Origin of the sequence: Paenibacillus anseongensis (assembly GCF_009757995.1) — a bacterium.
In the GTDB taxonomy this organism is placed as follows: domain Bacteria; phylum Bacillota; class Bacilli; order Paenibacillales; family NBRC-103111; genus Paenibacillus_E; species Paenibacillus_E chondroitinus.
Genome location: NZ_WSEM01000008.1, coordinates 97,927 through 117,403, shown reverse-complemented (window position 1 = coordinate 117,403; position 19,477 = coordinate 97,927). Strand labels below are relative to the sequence as shown.

General features: G+C 47.5%; 17 protein-coding genes. 14 read left to right on the top strand and 3 right to left on the bottom strand.

Annotated features, from left to right (window positions below):
- The first annotated feature begins 16 nt into the window (after positions 1-16).
- Positions 17-490 carry a hypothetical protein gene (locus tag GON05_RS08420; protein ID WP_157318707.1) on the top strand — a complete coding sequence of 158 codons (474 nt, stop codon included), beginning with the start codon at positions 17-19 and terminating at the stop codon, positions 488-490.
- 64 nt (positions 491-554) lie between these two features.
- Here GON05_RS08420 and GON05_RS08415 read toward each other — a convergent pair whose 3' ends face one another.
- Together GON05_RS08415 and GON05_RS08410 are read right to left on the bottom strand one after the other, a co-directional pair.
- Positions 555-1,985, bottom strand: a complete 1,431-nt coding sequence (locus GON05_RS08415; protein WP_181646221.1) for a PAS domain-containing sensor histidine kinase — start codon at positions 1,983-1,985, stop codon at positions 555-557.
- Positions 1,986-2,118: 133 nt separating this feature from the next.
- Positions 2,119-2,697, bottom strand: a complete 579-nt coding sequence (locus GON05_RS08410) for a TetR/AcrR family transcriptional regulator (protein WP_157318704.1) — start codon at positions 2,695-2,697, stop codon at positions 2,119-2,121.
- A gap of 265 nt (positions 2,698-2,962) precedes the next feature.
- On the opposite strand from GON05_RS08410, the gene GON05_RS08405 reads away from it, so the two are divergent.
- The 12 genes from GON05_RS08405 (at position 2,963) to GON05_RS08350 (ending at position 17,210) form a co-directional block, all read left to right on the top strand.
- Positions 2,963-3,622, top strand: a complete 660-nt coding sequence (locus tag GON05_RS08405) for an HlyD family secretion protein (RefSeq protein WP_157318703.1) — start codon at positions 2,963-2,965, stop codon at positions 3,620-3,622.
- A 20-nt stretch (positions 3,623-3,642) separates the two neighbouring features.
- Positions 3,643-4,959, top strand: a complete 1,317-nt coding sequence (locus GON05_RS08400; protein ID WP_157318701.1) for an efflux RND transporter periplasmic adaptor subunit — start codon at positions 3,643-3,645, stop codon at positions 4,957-4,959.
- A gap of 11 nt (positions 4,960-4,970) precedes the next feature.
- Entirely contained in the window at positions 4,971-6,533 is a 1,563-nt protein-coding gene (locus tag GON05_RS08395; protein WP_157318699.1) for a DHA2 family efflux MFS transporter permease subunit, read from the top strand.
- Between the two features lie 34 nt (positions 6,534-6,567).
- A complete protein-coding gene (locus GON05_RS08390) occupies positions 6,568-8,865 on the top strand; it encodes an S-layer homology domain-containing protein (RefSeq protein ID WP_157318698.1) in 2,298 nt (765 codons plus the stop codon).
- An 888-nt stretch (positions 8,866-9,753) separates the two neighbouring features.
- Positions 9,754-10,278, top strand: coding sequence for an FmdE family protein (locus tag GON05_RS08385; protein WP_157318696.1), 525 nt, complete (start codon positions 9,754-9,756; stop codon positions 10,276-10,278).
- Positions 10,275-10,934 (top strand): phosphate starvation-inducible protein PhoH, encoded by a 660-nt coding sequence (locus GON05_RS08380; protein WP_157318694.1) that lies wholly within the window; start codon positions 10,275-10,277, stop codon positions 10,932-10,934. The genes GON05_RS08385 and GON05_RS08380 overlap by 4 nt, the downstream gene beginning before the upstream one ends.
- On the top strand, positions 10,931-11,536 hold the full coding sequence (locus GON05_RS08375) for a hypothetical protein (protein ID WP_157318693.1): 606 nt from the start codon (positions 10,931-10,933) through the stop codon (positions 11,534-11,536). Before GON05_RS08380 ends, GON05_RS08375 begins: the two co-directional genes overlap by 4 nt.
- Before the next feature lie 23 nt (positions 11,537-11,559).
- A complete protein-coding gene (locus GON05_RS08370; RefSeq protein WP_246238927.1) occupies positions 11,560-13,200 on the top strand; it encodes an ABC transporter substrate-binding protein in 1,641 nt (546 codons plus the stop codon).
- On the top strand, positions 13,187-14,179 hold the full coding sequence (locus GON05_RS08365; RefSeq protein WP_157318691.1) for an ABC transporter permease: 993 nt from the start codon (positions 13,187-13,189) through the stop codon (positions 14,177-14,179). Before GON05_RS08370 ends, GON05_RS08365 begins: the two co-directional genes overlap by 14 nt.
- Entirely contained in the window at positions 14,176-15,804 is a 1,629-nt protein-coding gene (locus GON05_RS08360) for an ATP-binding cassette domain-containing protein (protein ID WP_157318689.1), read from the top strand. The genes GON05_RS08365 and GON05_RS08360 overlap by 4 nt, the downstream gene beginning before the upstream one ends.
- Before the next feature lie 23 nt (positions 15,805-15,827).
- Positions 15,828-16,562: an ABC transporter ATP-binding protein gene (locus GON05_RS08355; protein ID WP_157318688.1), complete on the top strand. Its 735-nt coding sequence runs from the start codon at positions 15,828-15,830 to the stop codon at positions 16,560-16,562.
- Positions 16,563-16,703: 141 nt separating this feature from the next.
- A complete protein-coding gene (locus tag GON05_RS08350; RefSeq protein ID WP_157318686.1) occupies positions 16,704-17,210 on the top strand; it encodes a HEAT repeat domain-containing protein in 507 nt (168 codons plus the stop codon).
- Here the strand turns inward: GON05_RS08350 and GON05_RS08345 are convergent.
- The gene (locus GON05_RS08345; protein WP_157318685.1) at positions 17,190-18,542 is read right to left on the bottom strand and encodes an MATE family efflux transporter; all 1,353 of its coding nucleotides are present in this window, start codon (positions 18,540-18,542) and stop codon (positions 17,190-17,192) included. The genes GON05_RS08350 and GON05_RS08345 overlap by 21 nt on opposite strands.
- Before the next feature lie 144 nt (positions 18,543-18,686).
- Here GON05_RS08345 and GON05_RS08340 point away from each other — a divergent pair, with 144 nt between their 5' ends.
- Entirely contained in the window at positions 18,687-19,364 is a 678-nt protein-coding gene (locus GON05_RS08340; RefSeq protein ID WP_157318683.1) for a TetR/AcrR family transcriptional regulator, read from the top strand.
- Positions 19,365-19,477: the final 113 nt, after the last annotated feature.

Genomic DNA, 19,477 nt, shown 5'->3' with positions numbered 1-19,477 from the left:
TAAAGAAGAGACCCCTATGACAAAAGATGAACTTGAGAAAATTTTATGGAGCATTGCACTGCCAGGATTCCCTCAACTTTTGGATGGCAAGATTGCAAAAGGCGTTCTTTTCATTGGATTAGAAATATTAATCAATGTCCAATCCAATTTTAATACAGCTATCATGTTAAGTTTTCAAGGGAAAATGGAGGAAGCAGCGCAGCTAACCAATTATCAATGGCTAATGTTTTATCCTTGTCTCTATTTCTTTGCTATGTGGGACGCTTATCGCGATGCGATTGGTGAAAAAAGGCCATTCATGTATATACCGTTCGCTTTCTCTGCCTACTTGGTTACGGTCGGTGTGATGTATTCCACAACATTCCGTATAAAAAATGTGCTGCTAGGCCCGATATGGCTTCCTATGATTTGTGCGCCAATTGGTTTAGGGGTCGGGTTCATGTTGATGAAAGTAACGAAGCGATTTATACGGTCCGAAGATCAGAAATAAGGAATAGTCCATTGAAAAAGACCGGCTCACGGGTATGAGGCGGTCTTTTGCTTCCTGGATTCATTTAACTGGAGAAAGGCAGCATTATTTCAATAAGCGTGCCTTTGTTGACTTCACTATCGACTTTGATTTTACCGGCGTGATTTTCTATGATTTTTTTGCTTACCATAAAGCCCAGGCCGGTTCCATTTTCTTTGGTTGTATAAAAAGGTTGACCTAGCTTGGAGAGAGCTTCTTTGGGAATTCCGCAGCCTTGGTCAGCTAGACGAATCATCATCTCTTGATCATTTTCACTACTGACTTCAAGCGTTATTTTACCGCCATCACGCATGGATTCAATGGAATTTTTGATAAAATTGATAAAAACTTGCTTCAACTGATTTTCATCGCAGTAAAGATGCGTCGCTCCCGGCTTGAATTCAGCCAGAAATTCAACGTTGTTCAGGATCGCTTGTGAATCCAAAAGTGTCATAACCTGGCTCAGCAGCACCCGAATATCTTTTCTCTCAAATTTAATCGTTTGCGGCTTCGCCAGGATTAACAGTTCGCTAAGAATCAATTCAATCCGCTCGATTTCGGACGTCATGATATCGAAATAGACGGGTTTATCTCCAAACCCTGATTTCATCAATTGAATGAACCCTTTAATGGAGGTAATGGGATTCCTGATTTCATGAGCGATACCAGCGGCTAACTGTCCGGCTACGGATAATTTCTCGGAATTTTGAAGGTGTTCTTGGGCAATTTTCCACTCTGTAATATCCCTGAAGATAACGGACCAACCTATCTGTTTCCCTTTCCCGTCAAGAATAGGCGAAGCGGTTAATAACACGTTCACCAGATTCCCATTTTTATGCAACCGTTTCGTTTCGACACCATTGACGGACCGCCCGGTCTGTACTTGCTCACGGCTATGCTTGAACTCCTCTGAACATTCAGGAGGAATGAAGGGGAGGAGATGTAATTCAACGCCAATGACTTCTTCCTTCGACCACCCGAAAATATGGACAAATGCCTCATTTACTCGTTGAACAAAACCTTCGTTATTAAAAATTAGAATGGCATCCGCATTATTTTCAATAAACGACTCCAATTGCTCGGTTTTTGCTTTAAGAGCCTCTTCAGCTAACTTTCTTTCTGTAATGTCCTTCGTTTGGGCTATGAAATATAAGGGCTGCCCGTTTTCGTCCCTCATGCAATGAATCGCCAATAATACCCATATGGTGAATCCGTTTTTGTGGATAAAACGTTTCTCCATTTGGAAATTATCCTTTTTGCCATCTAGAAATGGATCCCTCTCTAAATCATCTGTATGCATGATGTCTTGAATCGTCATGGCAAGGAAGTCTGATTCCGTGTAACCGGTGAATCGACATAACGAAGCATTCACTTGCAGCCATCTTCCTTGCGTCGATAGTAAGGCCATGCCAATTGGAGAATATTCAAATACTTGAGCGAACAGTTCGGGTTGAGAAATATCTAAATCCTTTGCCATATACCCTCCTAAACCACCACGTAAGATGCATATTAAAAGAATTGGACAAAGAGCAGCTTTTTCCTTTTTCATTGCGCACAAAAAGCCCCTTACCCTGACAGATGGGAGAGGCTCCTCGTTGTAGTTTCAGCTATTAACTTCGAATTCCCTTGTAAATAAATTCAATGACTTCTTTCTCAATCGGATAGTCGCCGAGCTCTTTTTCTCCAAGAATCACTTCGAGCATCCCCGTATTGGAGACCGAAATCATGCTCATGCATCCAAGGATGAAACGCAAAGCATTCGATATGGATTCAAATTGAAAAACGCCTTGATCCCGTCCGTTCTCAAGAATACTCTTTAATTTATTTGTAGAGTTTTGAATAAACGTAATGATTTTGTCCGCTCTTGTGCTATTCATGGCTAGTTCTTGTCTAACAATTAATGAAATTTCCCGATCTTGTTGATAAAAAGCAATCATAACCTCTAGATATTTCTGCAAATCTTGCTTGGGGTCCCCGGTTTCGGCAGAAAAGGGCAGTTTCTCAAGCGGTTCAAGAATAGCCAGAAATACGTTTTCCTTGCCTCCGAAATGATACGAAACCAACGGCAATGATACACCGGCCTCGTCACAAATCTTTCTGACGCTTGTCCCTTCATAACCTTGTTCGGAGAACAGCTTTTTGGCAGATATGATAATTTTTTGTTTAACATCGATTTCTTGTTTGTTCATGTAGGATTCAACTGCACCTCCGTATAACAGTTGTTAGCAACACCTGTTCTAACGAATTTTATAGGAGAATATCACAATAGTCAAACGCCTGTGTTCCCTAAAAAGGAGTGCGGGTTATTTCATTTTTGGGAAATCGATTGTCGGAAAAATTTTCATTGACGGCTCTAATCCCGAGGTCATATAATAACGACCATAGAGTTTAACGTTTGTTAAAAACGAATGTTAAAAACAAGTGTTAAACGGAAAATAAGAAAGAGGAGAAAACATGAAACGAAAAATTATGCTTAATGTCATTTTAACCGTTATCGTTCTTGGCGGAGGCAGTATTGCCGGGTATTTCTGGTATGAAGGACAGAACTTCATCTCGACCGAGGATTCCCGACTGGCCGGCGATGTCTATAAAGTGATGCCACGTATTACGGGGAAAGTGACGTCCCTGCAGGTCGATGAAGGTGCGCATGTGCTGGCCGATCAGATTGTCGGACAACAGGATAGTAACAATTTGGCCACGAGCAGCCTGGATCAAGCGGCATTAAGATCTCCGATCGAAGGCACGGTGATCAAGACTTTGATTAAGACCGGCGAAGTGGCGTCAGTCGGCCAGGCTGTCGCGATGATTGTAGACCCTACCAAGCTATTTGTGTCAGCCAATATAGAGGAAACGGCCATCAATAAGATTCATGAAGGACAGAAAGTTGATATTAAACTGGATAATTTCCCAGGCAAGGTCTTAACGGGGAAGGTAAAAGAAATAAGCAAAGCTACCGCATCGACCTTCTCACTGCTGCCTTCAACGAACACAAGCGGGAATTTCACTAAGGTCACTCAGCGTATTCCTATCAAAATATCGATTGAAGACAATCAAGGGCTTGACCTATTGCCGGGAATCAGCACAACCATCAAAATTCACTTGAAGAGCAATTAAACAAAGAGGAGCCAGTTCAAATGAATCGACTAAATCAACTAATAGTTCCCGCTGTTTTCGTGCTTGCTACCCTCACTGTTCTACCTGCATGTGGGGCGATTGAAGCCGAAGAATCTGGAGCGTCAGGCGTTCCTGTTCAAGTCATCAAGCTGGGGCAAGGAGCAACGGCTGGCCTGAATGGCAAAATCATTCCTGATCAGAGCATTAATATCGTTTCGAAGGCGTCCGGTAAAGTAGCCGAAGTTCGCGTGCAAGAGGGCAGCAAGGTGAAAAAGGGGGATGTGCTTGTTCAGTTGGAGACCAGCGAGTTGACCCAACAGGTTAAACAAGCCGAATATTCTTCCACCGCAGCTCAGGCTAAGCTGGCTGATACGCAAGCGGGTGCCCGTACACAAGAAATTACAGGACTCCAGAGTTCTATTCTTGCAGCGGGTGGGGCTTACCAACAGACAACAGCGGCCGTAGAGCAAGCTAAAGCAGGCTTGGATCTTGCTACGAGCAGTTATAATCGTCTTCGTAATGCGTTCGAGAGCAGTTCCAGTGTATCGCAAGATGATTTAGATAAAGGGACGCTCGACTATGAAAAGGCAAAAGCCGGTTACGAGCAGGCTTTAGGCGCACAGAAATCTGCCGAAGCCCAATTGAGAGGGGCCGAAGCCAAGCTGGAGCTAGCCAAAGTGGGCCCGACAGAAAATACGATTAAAGCGCTCCAAGCGGATGTTGAGCGATTGAATGCTACGCTTGAGCTTGCGAATAGCGGGCTGAGCAATGCGACAATTACGGCTCCCATCGACGGAGTCATTGTGAAAAAAGGCATTTCGCCAGGCGAGTTGGCACAGGCCGGGGTGCAGATCCTCTCACTTGTTAATATGGATCAAGTCCAAGTAGAGCTTAGTGTGATGGATAGCCAGATTACTCAGGTGAAAGAAGGCATGGCCGTAGCAGTGAAGGTACAGAATGTGCCGGATAAAAGTTTTCAAGGCGTGATTTCATTCGTCAGCCCGGTAGCCAATACCAACAGCAACACCTTTCCTGTTAAAGTAAAAGTCGATAACAAAGACGGTTTGTTATTTGCCGGCATGGTGGCGGAAGTCCAGCTGAATGCTGCACAGATGAGTCGTCTGGAAGTGCCGAAGAGCGCAGTGGTCAAAAAGGACCAAAAAGAATATCTGTTCACTGCAGAGGGCAGCACAGCGCATCTCGTTGAAGTGAAAACAGAAGAGAAAAACCAGGATTGGCTCTACGTGATGCCTAACGATAAGATCAAAGCCAATCAACAAATCATCGTGAAGCCTGCCGATAATTTGGCTGAAGGCACGAAGGTCAAAGCCGAATAGGAGGCGCTACAATGGCTGATGAATCGGTGGTTACACAACATAAATCAGAAGGCAATGGCCAGATGTGGCTGTCGCTGGTTGCAATCGTCACAGGTACGTTTGTCGCTGTATTGAACAGCAGCTTAATGAACGTAGCCATGAATAAATTCGTTGCCGTATTCGGCTCGGATCTCACGACCATGCAGTGGATTATTACGGGATATACGCTGGCTTCCGCCATGGTCATTCCGATGAGTGGATATTTGGGCGGAAGATTCGGCAATAAGAATTTGTTTATCTACTCTGTAGCTGGGTTTACGATATTTTCTGTATTATGCGGTTTGGCGTGGAGTGCCAATACCATGATTATATTTCGAATTATTCAAGGGTTCGCGGGCGGCTTCATCATGCCTGTCGGGATGTCGATTATTTTCACCACGTTCCCGAAAGAAAAGACAGGTACGGCCATGGGACTATGGGGGATTGCAGCCATGGTGGCACCCGCGCTCGGGCCGACTTTCGGCGGGTATTTGATCCAGAATTTCAGCTGGAGGCTCCTGTTCTTCATCAATGTGCCGATCGGAATTCTGGCTGTCGTGCTGGGCAAGATACTTATGAAGGAATCACCTCGCACAACAGGATTAAAATTTGATACGCCAGGGGCTATCTTGTCCATGATGTTCTTCGGGAGCTTGCTGCTGGCATTAAGCAAAGGGCAGTCCGAAGGTTGGACTTCGTTGTTCATTGTCAGCCTGCTATTTGTTGCTATCTGCAGTTTAATGCTCTTAATTTGGGTGGAGCTAGGAGCCAAGCAGCCTGTTCTGGACTTGAATTTATTCAAAAATGTTAAGTTTACGATTAGCGTTATCTCAGGCAGTTTGGTCATGATGGCCATGATGGGCGGAACATTTTTAGCCCCTGTGTATTTGCAAAGTATTCAAGGGCTTAATGCCATGCAGACGGGAATCCTCTTGATGCCGCAATCGATTGCCATGGCGGTGATGATGGCGATTAGCGGGAAGCTGGTTGAGAAATTCGGGGTTGTTCCCATCTGTATTGCCGGTCTGGCTGTACTCGGGATCACGACGGCGGAATTGCATCTGTTGACGGCTGATACGCCGAATCATTGGCTGAATGCCCTATTAACGATCCGAGGGATTGGCATTGGTGTTTGCCTGATGCCGCTAACCTCTGCCGGAATGAACGCAGTAGCTCCGGAACAAATTAGTAACGCTTCGCCGCTTTCCAACGTTCTAAGGCAGGTAGCGGGTTCGCTAGGCATTGCGATATTTACCGCTATCATGGGCAACCGTCAAATCGTGCATTATCAGCACATTTCGGAAAGTGTAGCTGTGGATTCCGTTATGGCAAATAACACCGTATCTGCACTCACCGGGGAGATTTATGCTTGGGCGGTAGATAGGGCAACGGCTGCCGGTGCAGCGAGTTCTTACCTTGCCGGTTTCATGCAGAAAGAAGCTTATGTCAGGTCTATCGCAGATACCTTTTATATTTCAGCCATACCGGCCTTTATATGTATTCCTTTCGTTTTATTTTTTATTAAGAGAAAAACACCAGTTGAAATAAAAGAGTAACAGCATGAAAGAATTCATCGGGAGGCACAAGTCAATGAAAAAGAGTTTAACTGTTATAATCAGCGCGTGCATGGCCTCTACCCTGTTATCTGCGGCTGCGCAAGGTGCCGCTTCGCCTAAATCCTCTGTAGATTTCAATGATTTGGGCCAATTGGATGCAGGTACGAAAGCTAAATTTGATACCATGATTGCCGCAGGGATTTTTGATGGTGTGAGTGAGGGGGTATTTGGTCTCCATGATAAAATGAACCGTGCCCAGTTCGCGAAAGCTGCTGCCATGATTTTCAACTTGAAGGTGGACACCTCAAGCAGCACTTCCAGCTTTAGCGATGTGAGCGCTGCGGATCCGGCTAACGGCTATGCACTTCCATATATTGAAGCATTGAAAAAAGCCAATCTGACGGATGGGTTTGGTGAAGGCACTTATAATCCCGCTGGTGAGGTAACCAAAGAGCAATTAGCCGCATTCTTGATCCGGGGTTTGAATAAAGAGGCTGAAGTGAAACCGGATGCAGCAACGAATGATAGCACGGTATCCAGCTGGGCTAAGGGGTATGTCGCTCTGGCTGTGCAAATGAATTTGATGGGGAATCAAACGGACGGTAAGTTCGGAGGAATGACACCAGCCATTCGGGAACTGTTAGTTACCTCTTCTTATGAAGCTAAGCGCCTGTATGTCCCTGTGACACCGGCTGTAGCTGAGCTTCCCGTAGAAGAGATGAAAGCGTACAATCTGACGGAAAATACGCAGGCTCAAGTGAAAAGTGTTACCCAAGAAAAATCGGCAGATGGCTGGAGAGTCGGAGTGGTCCTTACATTAACTAACACTTCCGGATCAACAAACCGAATTCCAGATTATGAGCTTCGTATCCAAACGGGGGAAGGGACCGTTTATACCCTTCAAGCGAGCGCAAGCAATACTCGTTCCATACCCCCGCAGGGGAATGTGACTTTAAGCTATATGGCAGACATCGGTGTGAATAAGGATGTCCAGTTGACGAATCTTCTTTGGGTAGATGTCGATCAAAAAGTGTACCCTAAAGTAGAAAGGGTACTAGCCAATGCTACTATCAGCTCTATCATATGGCGTGGTCAGGATGCCAAAATAGACGATCCCTCCCGGTTAGGCTCTTGGGGCGCAAGATTCTCCCTTCCTGGCATCCATTCCGATTTGAAATATTCTGCGGTGAAGCTGTCTAAGCAGTTTACGGGCCAAACACCGAGCTATATCGTGGAAATTCAAGCCGAAAATGTGGGAAGCTATGCGGAAACCATACCGGATTTCACCTTGAGCGGGAAATCGGAGGGGCAATCCTTCATCGGCAAAAGGGTGGAAGAGACACCAATTCGTCTTGATGCAGGAGCCAAGAAGTCCATTCATTTTGCGATTACAACCGATACGAATACGACACTGGAAGCCTTCTATGTGCTTTCGCCTGAGAGTTTCTTGAAACAAGGTCAGACTGTTCCGGTTCAATATTTCACAGGGCGCCTAGGATTCAGACTCCCTGCGAACGAAGGTAACGTTTCAGGAACAGCAACAGGTAGCTATGTTTTTGGCACGCCGATCGCATTCACGCCAAGGAATGATTTCATTAATCCGAATTTAAATATTTCACTGGAAGAGCTGCATGTCACAGATAACGAAGAAACAGGAAATAAAACGGGAGTAGCTAAATTTAAGCTTTTCAATAAAAGCGATAAACCTATTCCGGTGCCGGCTTTTGGAGCGGAATTAGCTGGGAAAGATGGCAACGCGTACGCAGGAAAGCGCCAGACTGTAAGCGCAGCAGATATCGCGCCAGGGACAGGAATCGTCGTTAGCTACGGCTTCACCCTTCCAACCACGGAGCAAAGTGAACAGTTTCAATTGAATGTACAAGAAGTGTTATCAAATTCTGCCTACAAATCTACAATTGCCAGCTATCCTGTAAATGTTCAGAGTGAGAATGATCATAACAACATCTGGTTGTTTCCATTCAAGCTAAACTTGAAGAGTTGGACGTTATCGCAATTGACTGCGATGGGGACCACTGGATTTGCATACACTTATAAATTGAGTTTGGATATGGACATGCAGCGGGAATCCGAAGTGGTCCTGGATAGTGCCTTTTCCAAGTTGAAGTTTGAATTGGTGGATGCATCAGGACGTTCGCTGGGCTCGAATTCATTTCCTTTCACCGGGGCAAATCGTTTGGTCAACGGTTCTCAAATGCTGACCTTCAGCAACCTTACGCAAGACCAGATTCAGTCCCATGTATCCGTTAAAGTTTATGAAACCATCCCTACGCCGTCTGGTGATGTGGATAGGCTTATTGCGGAATTGAAATAGCTTGAAGAAGACGTCTTCTAATTGGAGGCGTCTTTTGTTGTATATACGAAAGCAGGTAGCTCGCGTTAAGGCTTAGGGGCAAGCTTGGCTTCCCCTTATTGGTGTTCGTTGGCGGAGTAACTGGAATTTCTACTGTTACAAATGGCGCGGAGTGGGGCTTTGATGAAATAACTGGAAATTGTGCAGCTATTGCAGACGATTCGCCTCAATTCTGAAGAAACTTGAGGAATTAGCTGCATAATTTCCACCTATTAGCTTGAGAGTGGCAGAAATGAGCGAATTAGCGGTACTTTTTCCCTTTTTAAGGCTTGCCCAATTAGAGCTGCTCAGATCCAATCCATTTAGGCTGCGGGGGAGCACCTCTACTCTCGAAAGGGTTCATGGGTTTGGAGGGAACTGGCGTCCGCTATTTAGTTGAAAAGGCACACTCTCCACGTCGAAGCGGAACTATGGGCCGTTATTTTGTTGAATTCATCTGTAAGACGCGCTACTGCGGACAAATAAGACCCTGTAGTTCCCATTGGGAGGGGGAAAAGCATGTTTTCCGCCAAATAGCGGACGCCAGTTCCCTTGGACGCGCTTGGGGTGAAACCAGTGGGAGAAAACCCAATTATTGCCTTCATAGAAACGACATATAAATCAGGTGAATTGCCTTTAAATGACATTGATAATCATTTTCACTGTAGTATAATAAAAACATTGTAATAATGATAATCATTATCATTGAAAATGTCGTCGTATACAGCACCACCAGTATTACCAGTACCATCAAGCACTACCAGTATCATCGGCACCATCAGCACAGCACCACCATCAGTACAGCACTACCAGCAGCACAGCACCTCCAGCACCAATAACATTAATATCAAAGAAAAGGTGGACAAAAACATGTCATCACTAGTAATTATGGATCGCGGGGAAGCGTTAACCCTGAACTTCGCAGAGCTTCGCAACTATCACGGGAATCTGGCCTTAATGGCGATTGGGGTAGGCTTTCGCGCTGTAAAGGCAGCATTGCAGGAATTATACGGAGAAGAGTCTGCGGAGCGAAGCTCGCTGACTGTCCGCTCCGGTCATGCCGGACCAGGGTTTCGCGATGCGTTCGAATATACGACACGTGCCGTGACTAGGGGAGCTTACATCGTCGATGTGGATTATCCTGTAGCTCAATATGATCCACACCGGGCACAGTCGTACGCTTTCGTCATTTCCGATTCGCAAGGAGCTTCCGTCGAAGTGGCGCTGAAAGAGAACTTTCTGCCAGGAGTTTTCTATGACTATTTGAAAAAAGGAAGAGAAGGCACCATGACGCCGGAGGACAAAGCGGCCAATGAAAAGCTGAAAGCGGACTTATGCGAGAAAGCCCTCGCAATGCCGCAAGATGAGCTGTTCGAGGTTAAACGTTTGTCATGACAAATCCTGCAGCCATGCCATTGGACTTTTTAATGCTGGATTCGGGGGCCATCTTCAGTGAGCAGACGGTTCGCGGAGGAGAAAGCAATCCTCGTGCCAAGGTGCTGGACCAATACGACCTGCCTTCGTACGATTTGCTTGGAGCGGGGCATAAGTTCCTCATCATCGACGAGTTTATCGATCAGGAGCTGATGGCCCAGCAACGAGCTAGGATTCGCGCTTTTTTAGATCAGGGCAATATTTTGTCCTTCGGCGGGCACTTGTTCCGTTCCTGGATTCCGGGGGCCTCAGCTTTTATTCCGAAAACAATACATAGCCACCATGACTATCTGGTTACAGTGGGGGATCATCCGATTTTTGAGGGTGTGCGATCCGAAGACATTACGTATAACAAAGGGGTTGCGGGCTTTTTCAGCCGTGGTCACCATCCGGTGCCGGAAGGGGCGGAAATTCTGCTAAGGCTTGCCGGAGCAGAGCCGATTACGTATATCGACCGCCAAAGCAGCGAAGGCACCATCGTCGTCCATGCTGGCCGCAATCTGCTTAATTATCGCCAGTCAGATACGAGTACAGGCCGCATAGGGGAGCAGTTCCATCGCTTCCTGTATGAAGAGCATGAGAGGCTCCAGCAAAGGCAAAGGAGGGCCTACGTATGAGAAAGATCGCAGTACTCTACACAGGCAGCTCGCATCAGCATCGTTCTTTTACAGAACCGAAATATCGCCAGTATATTGCCGATCTCTTGTATTTGCCGAAGCTGGCTGAAATTGATCTTCATGCGTACGACGTGCTGATCATTCCTTCGCAGATTCATCAAGGTTTGGTGACGCGTCATCTGCCGCAAATTCATGAGTTCCTGAACAGCGGCAACGTTGTGGTGGCTTTGGGCGCTCAGCCTAACGATTGGTTCAGTGGCCACAACTGGGAACATCGGCCGACGAATTTCTGGTGGTGGCTGGAGCCCGGCGCCAAAAGCGGTTTGGTGATGAGCAGTCCAAGTCACGATCTGTTCAGCCATATTCAGCTGGAGGATGCCACTTGGCATTATCACGGCGTCTTTTTCCCGGAGCAAAAAGTTGAGTCCTTGATCGATATCGAGCAGGACGGCTCCATCTTTTATGTGGATAAGCAAAGCACGCCGGGAACTCTTGTGGTGACGACGTTGGATCCGGAGTATCATTACGGTTCGTATTTTATGCCGGCTACGGAACGGTTTTTAGACGGTTTCTTGCCATGGCTGGCAACGGGTCGCATTTAATAATAGATGAGGAGAAAAGAAGGATGTTACAGACAAAAATTAAACTTACGGCGTTAACAATGGCAAGTTTACTTGCACTCCTGACCGGATGTTCGACAGGCAAACAGGATGGCGCTGCGCCGAGCAGTTCCCCATCCCAAGCAACACCGGCGGCCAGCGCTGCGGCTCCTGCGACAAAGACGGTGGATCTGCTCAAAATCGCAGGCAGCAATAACGGTTACCCGTCTCCGTTTGCTTTCAGCTCATCGGGTCCTTTCGGCTATCTGCGCAACTCGTTTATTTTCGATACGTTGACTTGGAAAGATGACAAAGGCGTCATCCCTTGGTTGGGCAAATCGTGGGAGGTGTCCAGCGATGGCCTAACGTACACGTTTAAGCTGGAGGAGAATGTGAAGTGGCATGACGATCAGCCGTTCACAGCGGACGATGTCGTATTCAGCTTCAACTACTACAAAACGTATCCGTTTAACTGGAACGGCGACATCGGCCAAATTAAAAGCGTTGAAAAAGTAAACGATTTGACGGTGAAATTTACGCTGAATAATAAATACGCTCCATTCCTCAGTGACTTAGTCGGTATTGTGCCGATCATTCCGAAGCATATCTGGGAAAAGGTGACGAAACCGGCAGAATACCGTGATCCGGCTGCACTGATTGGAACAGGTCCGTATAAGCTGTCCAAGTACGACTCCGCTTCCGGCCAGTATTTGTATACGGCGAACGATAAGTTTTTCAAAGGCCAGGTGCTTGTGAAGGAAATCGCTTATGTTACCGCATCGAATAAACTGCTAGCGCTGCAAAACGGTGAGATTGATGAGACCTATAGTGTTAGCTATGCCGATGTTCAGACTGCGGAAAAAGCGGGACTCAAGACGATCAAGAGCGAGCCAACCGGCAGCGTCGTGCGGATTTCGTTCAATCTAGAGCATCCTCAGCTAGGTGACAAACGCTTGCGTCAAGCACTGGCTTATGCGCTTAACCGTGAAGAAATTTCGGCCAAAGTTACAGGCGGAAAGCCGATGGTAGGCAGCGCTGGTGTCGTACCGACCGATTCCCCTTGGTATAACCCGAAAGTGAAGCAATACGGCTATGACACGGCCCAAGCGGAGAAAATTCTGGACGAGCTTGGCTACAAGAAAAATGCGAACGGGATTCGCGAGGATCTGAAGCTGAAGTTAATGACTTCTTCAGCGATGCCGGATGCGACGATGATGAAAGAGATGCTGAAGAAAGTAGGCATTGAATTAACGCTGGTGCAGCTGGATAACGCCGCATTCACTACTGCGATGGGTGAGAATAAGTATGATATTGCGATAACGGGTCATGTCGGCGCAAGTGGAGATCCAGATTATCTGCGCTTGTGGTTCTCCGGCAAAGCGGCTAATGCATATTCCTCGCGCGGGAAAAGCTTGAAGCTGGATGAGTTCCATAAGCTTGCCGATCAACAAATGCAAGAAATGAATGAAACGAAACGGCATGAAATCGTGAACCAAATGCAGGATATTTTAGCGGAAGAGCTGCCAACGCTGGTCCTGTACCACCGCCCGTTCTATGAGATTCATAAAGCCGATAAGTTCGACGGTTGGAAAAATACGTACGGCGGAATCGCAGACGGCATGCCGCTGTGGGAAAATAAGGCGTTCTTGATCGATGCCAAAAAATAACAAATACCGTTCCTACCTCTTGGTTCTGGTATTTGTGATTGTACTCAATTTCTGGCTCCCCCGGTTGCTGCCTGGGGGGCCCATTGAGTCTATTGCGGGCGGCGGCGAAGACGGCGCTGTCTTTTTGACGGAAGCGCAAAAGACGGCGATGCAGCAGTATTATCATTTGGACGCTTCCCTGGGCGTACAGTTTGTTGCTTATATGAAAGGTCTTTTTACATTTGATTTCGGCTCCTCCATTTTGTATAAAGCTCCTGTGTACGACATTATTCTGGAACGTTTGCCTTGGACGTTGTTCATTCTAGGGATCGCCAGCTTGTGCTCGATCATCATCGGGCTGCTTGCCGGGCTCTATTCGGCCTGGCGTTATCCAGGCAAAACCGACCGCAGCTTATTCTTGTCGATGCTGGGTCTAAGCACAATTCCCGAGTTTCTCATCGGGATGGTGCTGCTGATCGCGATGGCCGTTAAAGTCAAATGGTTCCCGCTGAGCGGAGCCAAAACCGCCTTTCTGCGCTCGGATCTATGGCTTGATCATGCGCTGGACATTGCTCGTCATGCCGTGCTGCCCGCGTTTACTTTGACGCTCGGAAGCGTAGCGAGCATCTACTTGCTCATGCGCAATGAGGCTGTCCGTGTGCGGCATGAACCCTACATTGAATTCGCATCGGCTAAAGGGATAAGGACCTCCGGCATTCTGTTCCGGCATATCGCCCGCAACGCCGCTTTACCGCTTGTCACACTGATCATTATTCGTATGGGTGCGCTGATGGCAGGCTCTATTTTGGTGGAAACCGTGTTTGCCTACCCGGGTGTTGGGAAGCTGCTGCAGGAAGCCATTTTGGGACGTGATTATCCGCTGCTGCACGGTTTATTTTTGATGATGACGCTGATTGTGTTGTTACTGAACTGGATCGCTGATCTGATTTATCCCTATCTGGATCCGCGAATTGCCGGGAATCGAGGTGTGCAGAGATGAAGTCATGGTTGGCAAAACTTACGGCTTCTCAGCGCGTGGGCATGCTATTGTTCGTTTTGATTGTCGTGTTTGCCCTTGCAGGGCCTCTGATCCACACGGCTTCTCCTTTTGCCATTGACGCAGAGCGGCTGCTGCCGCCGTCCGAACAATATTGGCTCGGGACGAATGCCATCGGACAGGATCTTTTCAGCCAGCTCATGCACGGGTCAAGAACAACGCTCTATATTGGCCTCATGGTGGCCTTGATCAGCACCTTCTTGAGTGCAAGTTTGGGCTTGTTATCCGGCTATTCCAACAGACTGGGACTGGCGATCAACGGTTTGGCGAATATGATGCTAGTACTGCCGTCGCTGCTGCTTATTCTCATAGTCGCTTCTTTTACAGGAGGAGGGACTTGGCAGCTGATTTTAACCCTAAGTTTGCTTACGTGGCCGGGTTATATGAAGCTGATTCGAGCTTCGGTGCTTTCGTTAAAAGAACGGGAGTTTGTCAAAGCGGCCCAACTTTACCAGGGGAAGACCTGGTATGTGCTGTACCATCATTTGCTGCCGTTTATTTGGCCGCTGGTGCGTACGAAATTCATTATCGCTTTCCAAACAGCGGTTGCGATGGAAGCGAGCCTGTCATTTCTGGGTATAGGGAATCCAAGCACAGTTTCTTTAGGTAAAATGCTGCAGGACGCTTTCTCGCGTACGCAAACTTTTTTGAACGATGCCTGGCAGTGGAGTATTGTGCCGCCTGCTTTGGTCATTCTTTTCGTAACTGTTGCGCTTGCGCTGATTGGCGAAAAAGCCGTAACGGCGAATCGCGGCGGTATAGAGCTTCCTGGCAAAGAGCGCCGGGCCAAGCGGAAGACGTCATTGCCGCAGCAGCCTGCGGGAGATCAGCCATCTGCGGTGGCCGTTCGTGATTTGCAGGTAGCTTATGGCGTGAAAACGATCATTTATCCCATCTCTTTTGAGGTGAAAAGAGGTCAGATCACTTCCTTGGTAGGGGAGTCTGGCTCGGGTAAAACAACGATGGCGCGCACCCTCTATGGGTTGACGCCTGTCGAATCCGTGAGCGGAAGCATCGTGGTGAATGGGCATGCTGTTTATCCTTCGGATGGGCGGCTAAGTACCCTGCAGCGATGGGGAGACGCCGCTTATATTTTTCAGGATCCGCGAAGCAGCTTTAATCCGATTATGACGCTGGGCGCGCAGTTCTATGAAACGATGCAGCTGCAAACGAGCTTAAGGGAGAAGAAAGCAGCGGCTGTTGCGGCTTTGGCGGAGGTGCAGCTTGGCGAGCATGTTTTGGCTTTATATCCGCATCAATTAAGCGGCGGAATGCTTAGCAGAGCTTTGATCGCGCTGGCGCTGGTGAATAAACCGAAGGTGCTCATTGCCGACGAGCCGACGGGTGCTTTGGACCCGATTGTGAAGAGGGAAGTGTTCGACCTGCTGGTGAGCAAAGTGAAAGAACACCGGTTGACGCTGCTTCTCATCACACACGATTTACCTGCGGCTCTGCATATTTCGGATGAAATCATCGTGCTGCAAGACGGTGTCCAGCTTCATGGAGAACAAAAGCAGCGCTATTTACATAACGGGAAGCAGTTGTTTCAACAAGCTGTTTCCGTTTAATCAACCGGCAGGAGGAGAGCGCCTTGTTACACTTAGAAAAGGTGTCCAAACAGTATGGGGGCAGCCGGAAGGAGCAGGTTGTCAAGGCGGTGGATGACGTAACGTTCACCCTGCAGGAGAACGAAATTTTCGCCTTGATCGGCGAAAGCGGCTCGGGCAAGTCGACTTTGGCCGAGCTCATCGTGGGCCTGCAGCAGCCGACTAGCGGCTCGATCAAATGGGCGAATGTTCAGAAGAACGCGCCGGTCTCACGTTTGCAGATCGTTTTTCAGAATCCGGACCGCTCCATGAATCCTTACTGGCCTGTCAAAGACATCGTCACCGAACCGCTGCGTTTGAGCGGATTGCCGCGTAAGCAAGCCTACGCCAGAGCGGAGTCGCTGCTCGGCAAGGTGAAGCTGCCCGCCGAGTTTCTCGAACGGTACCCGTTCGAGTGCTCCGGCGGGCAAAAGCAGCGAATCGCCGTGGCGAGAGCGCTCTCCATGTCGCCGCAGCTGCTGGTGGCCGATGAAATTACATCGGCGCTGGATCCTTCCACCGAGCATGAGCTGCAGCAGCTGTTGTTGTCGCTTAAGCAATCGGAAGGCATGACGATTCTGTATATTACGCATCGGCTGGAGACGATTGCCGGCTTCGCCGATCGGGTCGCCGTGATGAAGGACGGCGTCATTCAGGAGATAGGCGACACACGGTCGCTGCTCGATGAGCCAAAGACGGCGTATACGCGAGCGCTGCTGCGAGCTGGGGTTTTTGGCTAAAACAATGAAGCTGCCGATATGATCGGCAGCTTCATTGCGTTAGCGGTCACTATGACGGGAAATAATCTACAGACCCCACCTTATAAAGGGTTAGAACTTATACATATAATAAGGTTAACGATTATTATGTGGAGGGATCTTATGGGAGATTACAAACGGTACATTCCACTATTAGCAACAAAAGAAGGCTGGCAAGCAGCATACGCCATTTTAGACCAAGCCGGGAAATTAGCTTTAGATGATATTCTGGAAGGTCTTGAAAATCAAAACTGGAAAATAAGGAAATGGTGCACGGCTTTGTTGGATCACAATGCTGATCAACGCTCCATAGACCCCCTGGTCACCCGATTAACTGATTCCTATGCGGATGTCAGGAGGCATGCCGTGCATAGCATTGGTTGTCAATCTTGCAAAGATGAATCGTTGTGCATGGACATCATCGCGTTATTAATCGAACGTGCAATGAAGGATACAAGTATTGCGGTTAGACGCAGCGCTGCTCATATGCTGGGCAATCAACCCTACGATATGAGAGCATTAGAAGCGCTTGAGAACATTTTAAATAAGGAAAAAGACAGGAAACTATTATTCAACGCTACGTGGTCCTTGAAACAACAAAAAACACGTTTACTGGACCAGACTCTCTAAGTCGGGCTGTAATTTATTCCGCAGAATATACAGCATGACGGCACCAACAAGGAACGCGGCGGCATCTGAGATGACGAGCGACCAGACAACTCCGTGGAAACCATTCATTTGATTGGCGATATATAACACAGGAATTAACGTAACCCCTTGAATAATGGACATAATAAATGCGGCTGTTCCTTGCGCTGTTGCTTGGAAGATTCCTGTAAACAACGCGGTTATTCCTGTTATGAACAAGGACAAAAACGTCACATGAAGAATATAACTGCCCATCTGAATTAATTGCGGGTCATTCGTAAAAAGACCAATCAAGTGGTCGGAAATTAGAAAAACGATGATGCCGAAAAAGACGGCTAACGCCACAATTGCTTTGATTGTAAATTGAATGGTATGTTTCATGCGTAATTTATTCGCTGCAAAAGAGAAGGCAATCAACGGCACGACACCCTCGCATAAGCCCATCAAAATAACCTCAGGAAATTGCAATAAACGTGATGAAATTCCGAATGCCGCTACGGCCTGCTCCCCATATTCGACCAAATAACGGTTAAAGATCAGCGACATTGCACCCAAGAAGATACTCATAATAAAGACGGGAACTCCGATTTTGAATACATTGCTTAGTATATCTTTGGAAGCCTTGAACCATCTTAAGGAGACAGTTAGGAATTGGCTCTTATATCCGATATGGAAAGCATAGAATACACTCGCAACCAAGTTAGCAATGACGGTAGCAGAAGCTACTCCGATCACGCCCCAATGGAAGACGAAGATAGCTAGCGCGTCAAGAATAATATTGACGACTACACTGAGAATCATACCGACCATGGACGTGATTGCTGAGCCTTCCGCGCGCACGATATTCTCAAGCGTGAAGAATAAGACGATAAATGGGGAGCCAGCAATCATAAGTGTGACATAGTCTTTGGTGAAGCCGAAGGAGTCAGGTGTCGCTCCTAGTCCATGAACGATGGAATCGATAAATGGGAGACCGACGGCCATCAAGATAAGGCCAAGCACTAGACTGCTATAAAAAGCGAACGAGGACACATGTTTGGCATCATCGTATTTTTTCTCTCCCAGCAAACGGGAAATGAAGGCACTGCTGCCCATGCCAATCAAGTTGCCTAAGGCCATAATAGCCGCGAATAACGGCAATGTTAGTGCGAGTGCGGTTAACATGGCTGTATTGTCGAGTGTGCCTAGGAAAAAGGCGTTCAAGATGGAATATATGACACTCATTGACATGCCCAGCATCATGGGTACTGCGAAGTGAGCTACGGCTTTTGCGATGGGTGCTTTTTCAAAATAATGAAGGTTTTCTGTCTCCATATGCGTCACCACTTTCTGAAAATTGTTAGTTGGGATTGATCCAATCTTACAGTGTTAGATTGAACCTTACAGTGTTAGATGTTATCATATGCGTATGCACCTGTAAAGCACAATCTTACACTGTTAGATAAAGGGCGGATACCGATGAAAAAGCAGCAGCCTCAGATTTCGGAGGATAAAATTTTGGAAACCTCGTGGGAGCTTCTTGGAGAGGATGGCATCGAGAAGTTCAGCATGCGACGATTAGCCGACCGTTTAGGGATTCAAGCTCCTTCATTGTACTGGTACTTCAAGAGTAAGCAGAATCTTTTTCAGCGTCTGGCTAATCAGGTGTCGAAAATGATCGTGGAGGAGTTCCATTCCGAAGGGGACTGGAAAACGCAGCTGACCGCGTTTGCGGTTACGGTGCGGAGCGTGCTCTGTCGATACCCTTGCTCTACGCAGCTGATGATGCAAACGATACCTATTGAGCCGGACATCGTACGGTTTAGCAACCGTATGCTTCTCTGCGTGGAGTCGACACCCCTGGAAGAAGAGCAGAAATTACAAGCGGTTCTTACGCTAGTGAACTATGTCTTCTACTTCGTGCTGGATAATTATCAGCACCAGCGCCTTTTCTCCACGGTCATTAAGGAGCAGGAAGAGCAACTCGACGGGGAGATGCTCCGCCTGCTGGACTCCATGAGTGAGACGGATGCCGGGCTGTTCCGGAGCATGTACAAAAGCGGGCTGTTCGAGCTTATAGGGACAGATAAGTCGTTTGAATTTGGCTTAAAGCTGGTTCTGTTGGGGATCGAAGAGGTAATAAAGGAACATAATTAGCTCGGAACGATGCTGCATAGATGAGCATAATAAGGCGGCCAATAATGGCTGCCTTTTTGCTTTCGAGTTCTACGAATAGGAGAGCAACATTTCATAATTCCCCTTGTGTTATA

What these genes read in the sequence shown, in the direction of transcription:
- GON05_RS08420 (WP_157318707.1), top strand. Translation starts at nt 17, where the DNA reads ATGACAAAAGATGAACTTGAGAAAATTTTATGGAGCATTGCACTGCCA.
- GON05_RS08415 (WP_181646221.1), bottom strand. Translation starts at nt 1,985, where the DNA reads ATGGCAAAGGATTTAGATATTTCTCAACCCGAACTGTTCGCTCAAGTA.
- GON05_RS08410 (WP_157318704.1), bottom strand. Translation starts at nt 2,697, where the DNA reads ATGAACAAACAAGAAATCGATGTTAAACAAAAAATTATCATATCTGCC.
- GON05_RS08405 (WP_157318703.1), top strand. Translation starts at nt 2,963, where the DNA reads ATGAAACGAAAAATTATGCTTAATGTCATTTTAACCGTTATCGTTCTT.
- GON05_RS08400 (WP_157318701.1), top strand. Translation starts at nt 3,643, where the DNA reads ATGAATCGACTAAATCAACTAATAGTTCCCGCTGTTTTCGTGCTTGCT.
- GON05_RS08395 (WP_157318699.1), top strand. Translation starts at nt 4,971, where the DNA reads ATGGCTGATGAATCGGTGGTTACACAACATAAATCAGAAGGCAATGGC.
- GON05_RS08390 (WP_157318698.1), top strand. Translation starts at nt 6,568, where the DNA reads ATGAAAAAGAGTTTAACTGTTATAATCAGCGCGTGCATGGCCTCTACC.
- GON05_RS08385 (WP_157318696.1), top strand. Translation starts at nt 9,754, where the DNA reads ATGTCATCACTAGTAATTATGGATCGCGGGGAAGCGTTAACCCTGAAC.
- GON05_RS08380 (WP_157318694.1), top strand. Translation starts at nt 10,275, where the DNA reads ATGACAAATCCTGCAGCCATGCCATTGGACTTTTTAATGCTGGATTCG.
- GON05_RS08375 (WP_157318693.1), top strand. Translation starts at nt 10,931, where the DNA reads ATGAGAAAGATCGCAGTACTCTACACAGGCAGCTCGCATCAGCATCGT.
- GON05_RS08370 (WP_246238927.1), top strand. Translation starts at nt 11,560, where the DNA reads ATGTTACAGACAAAAATTAAACTTACGGCGTTAACAATGGCAAGTTTA.
- GON05_RS08365 (WP_157318691.1), top strand. Translation starts at nt 13,187, where the DNA reads ATGCCAAAAAATAACAAATACCGTTCCTACCTCTTGGTTCTGGTATTT.
- GON05_RS08360 (WP_157318689.1), top strand. Translation starts at nt 14,176, where the DNA reads ATGAAGTCATGGTTGGCAAAACTTACGGCTTCTCAGCGCGTGGGCATG.
- GON05_RS08350 (WP_157318686.1), top strand. Translation starts at nt 16,704, where the DNA reads ATGGGAGATTACAAACGGTACATTCCACTATTAGCAACAAAAGAAGGC.
- GON05_RS08345 (WP_157318685.1), bottom strand. Translation starts at nt 18,542, where the DNA reads ATGGAGACAGAAAACCTTCATTATTTTGAAAAAGCACCCATCGCAAAA.
- GON05_RS08340 (WP_157318683.1), top strand. Translation starts at nt 18,687, where the DNA reads ATGAAAAAGCAGCAGCCTCAGATTTCGGAGGATAAAATTTTGGAAACC.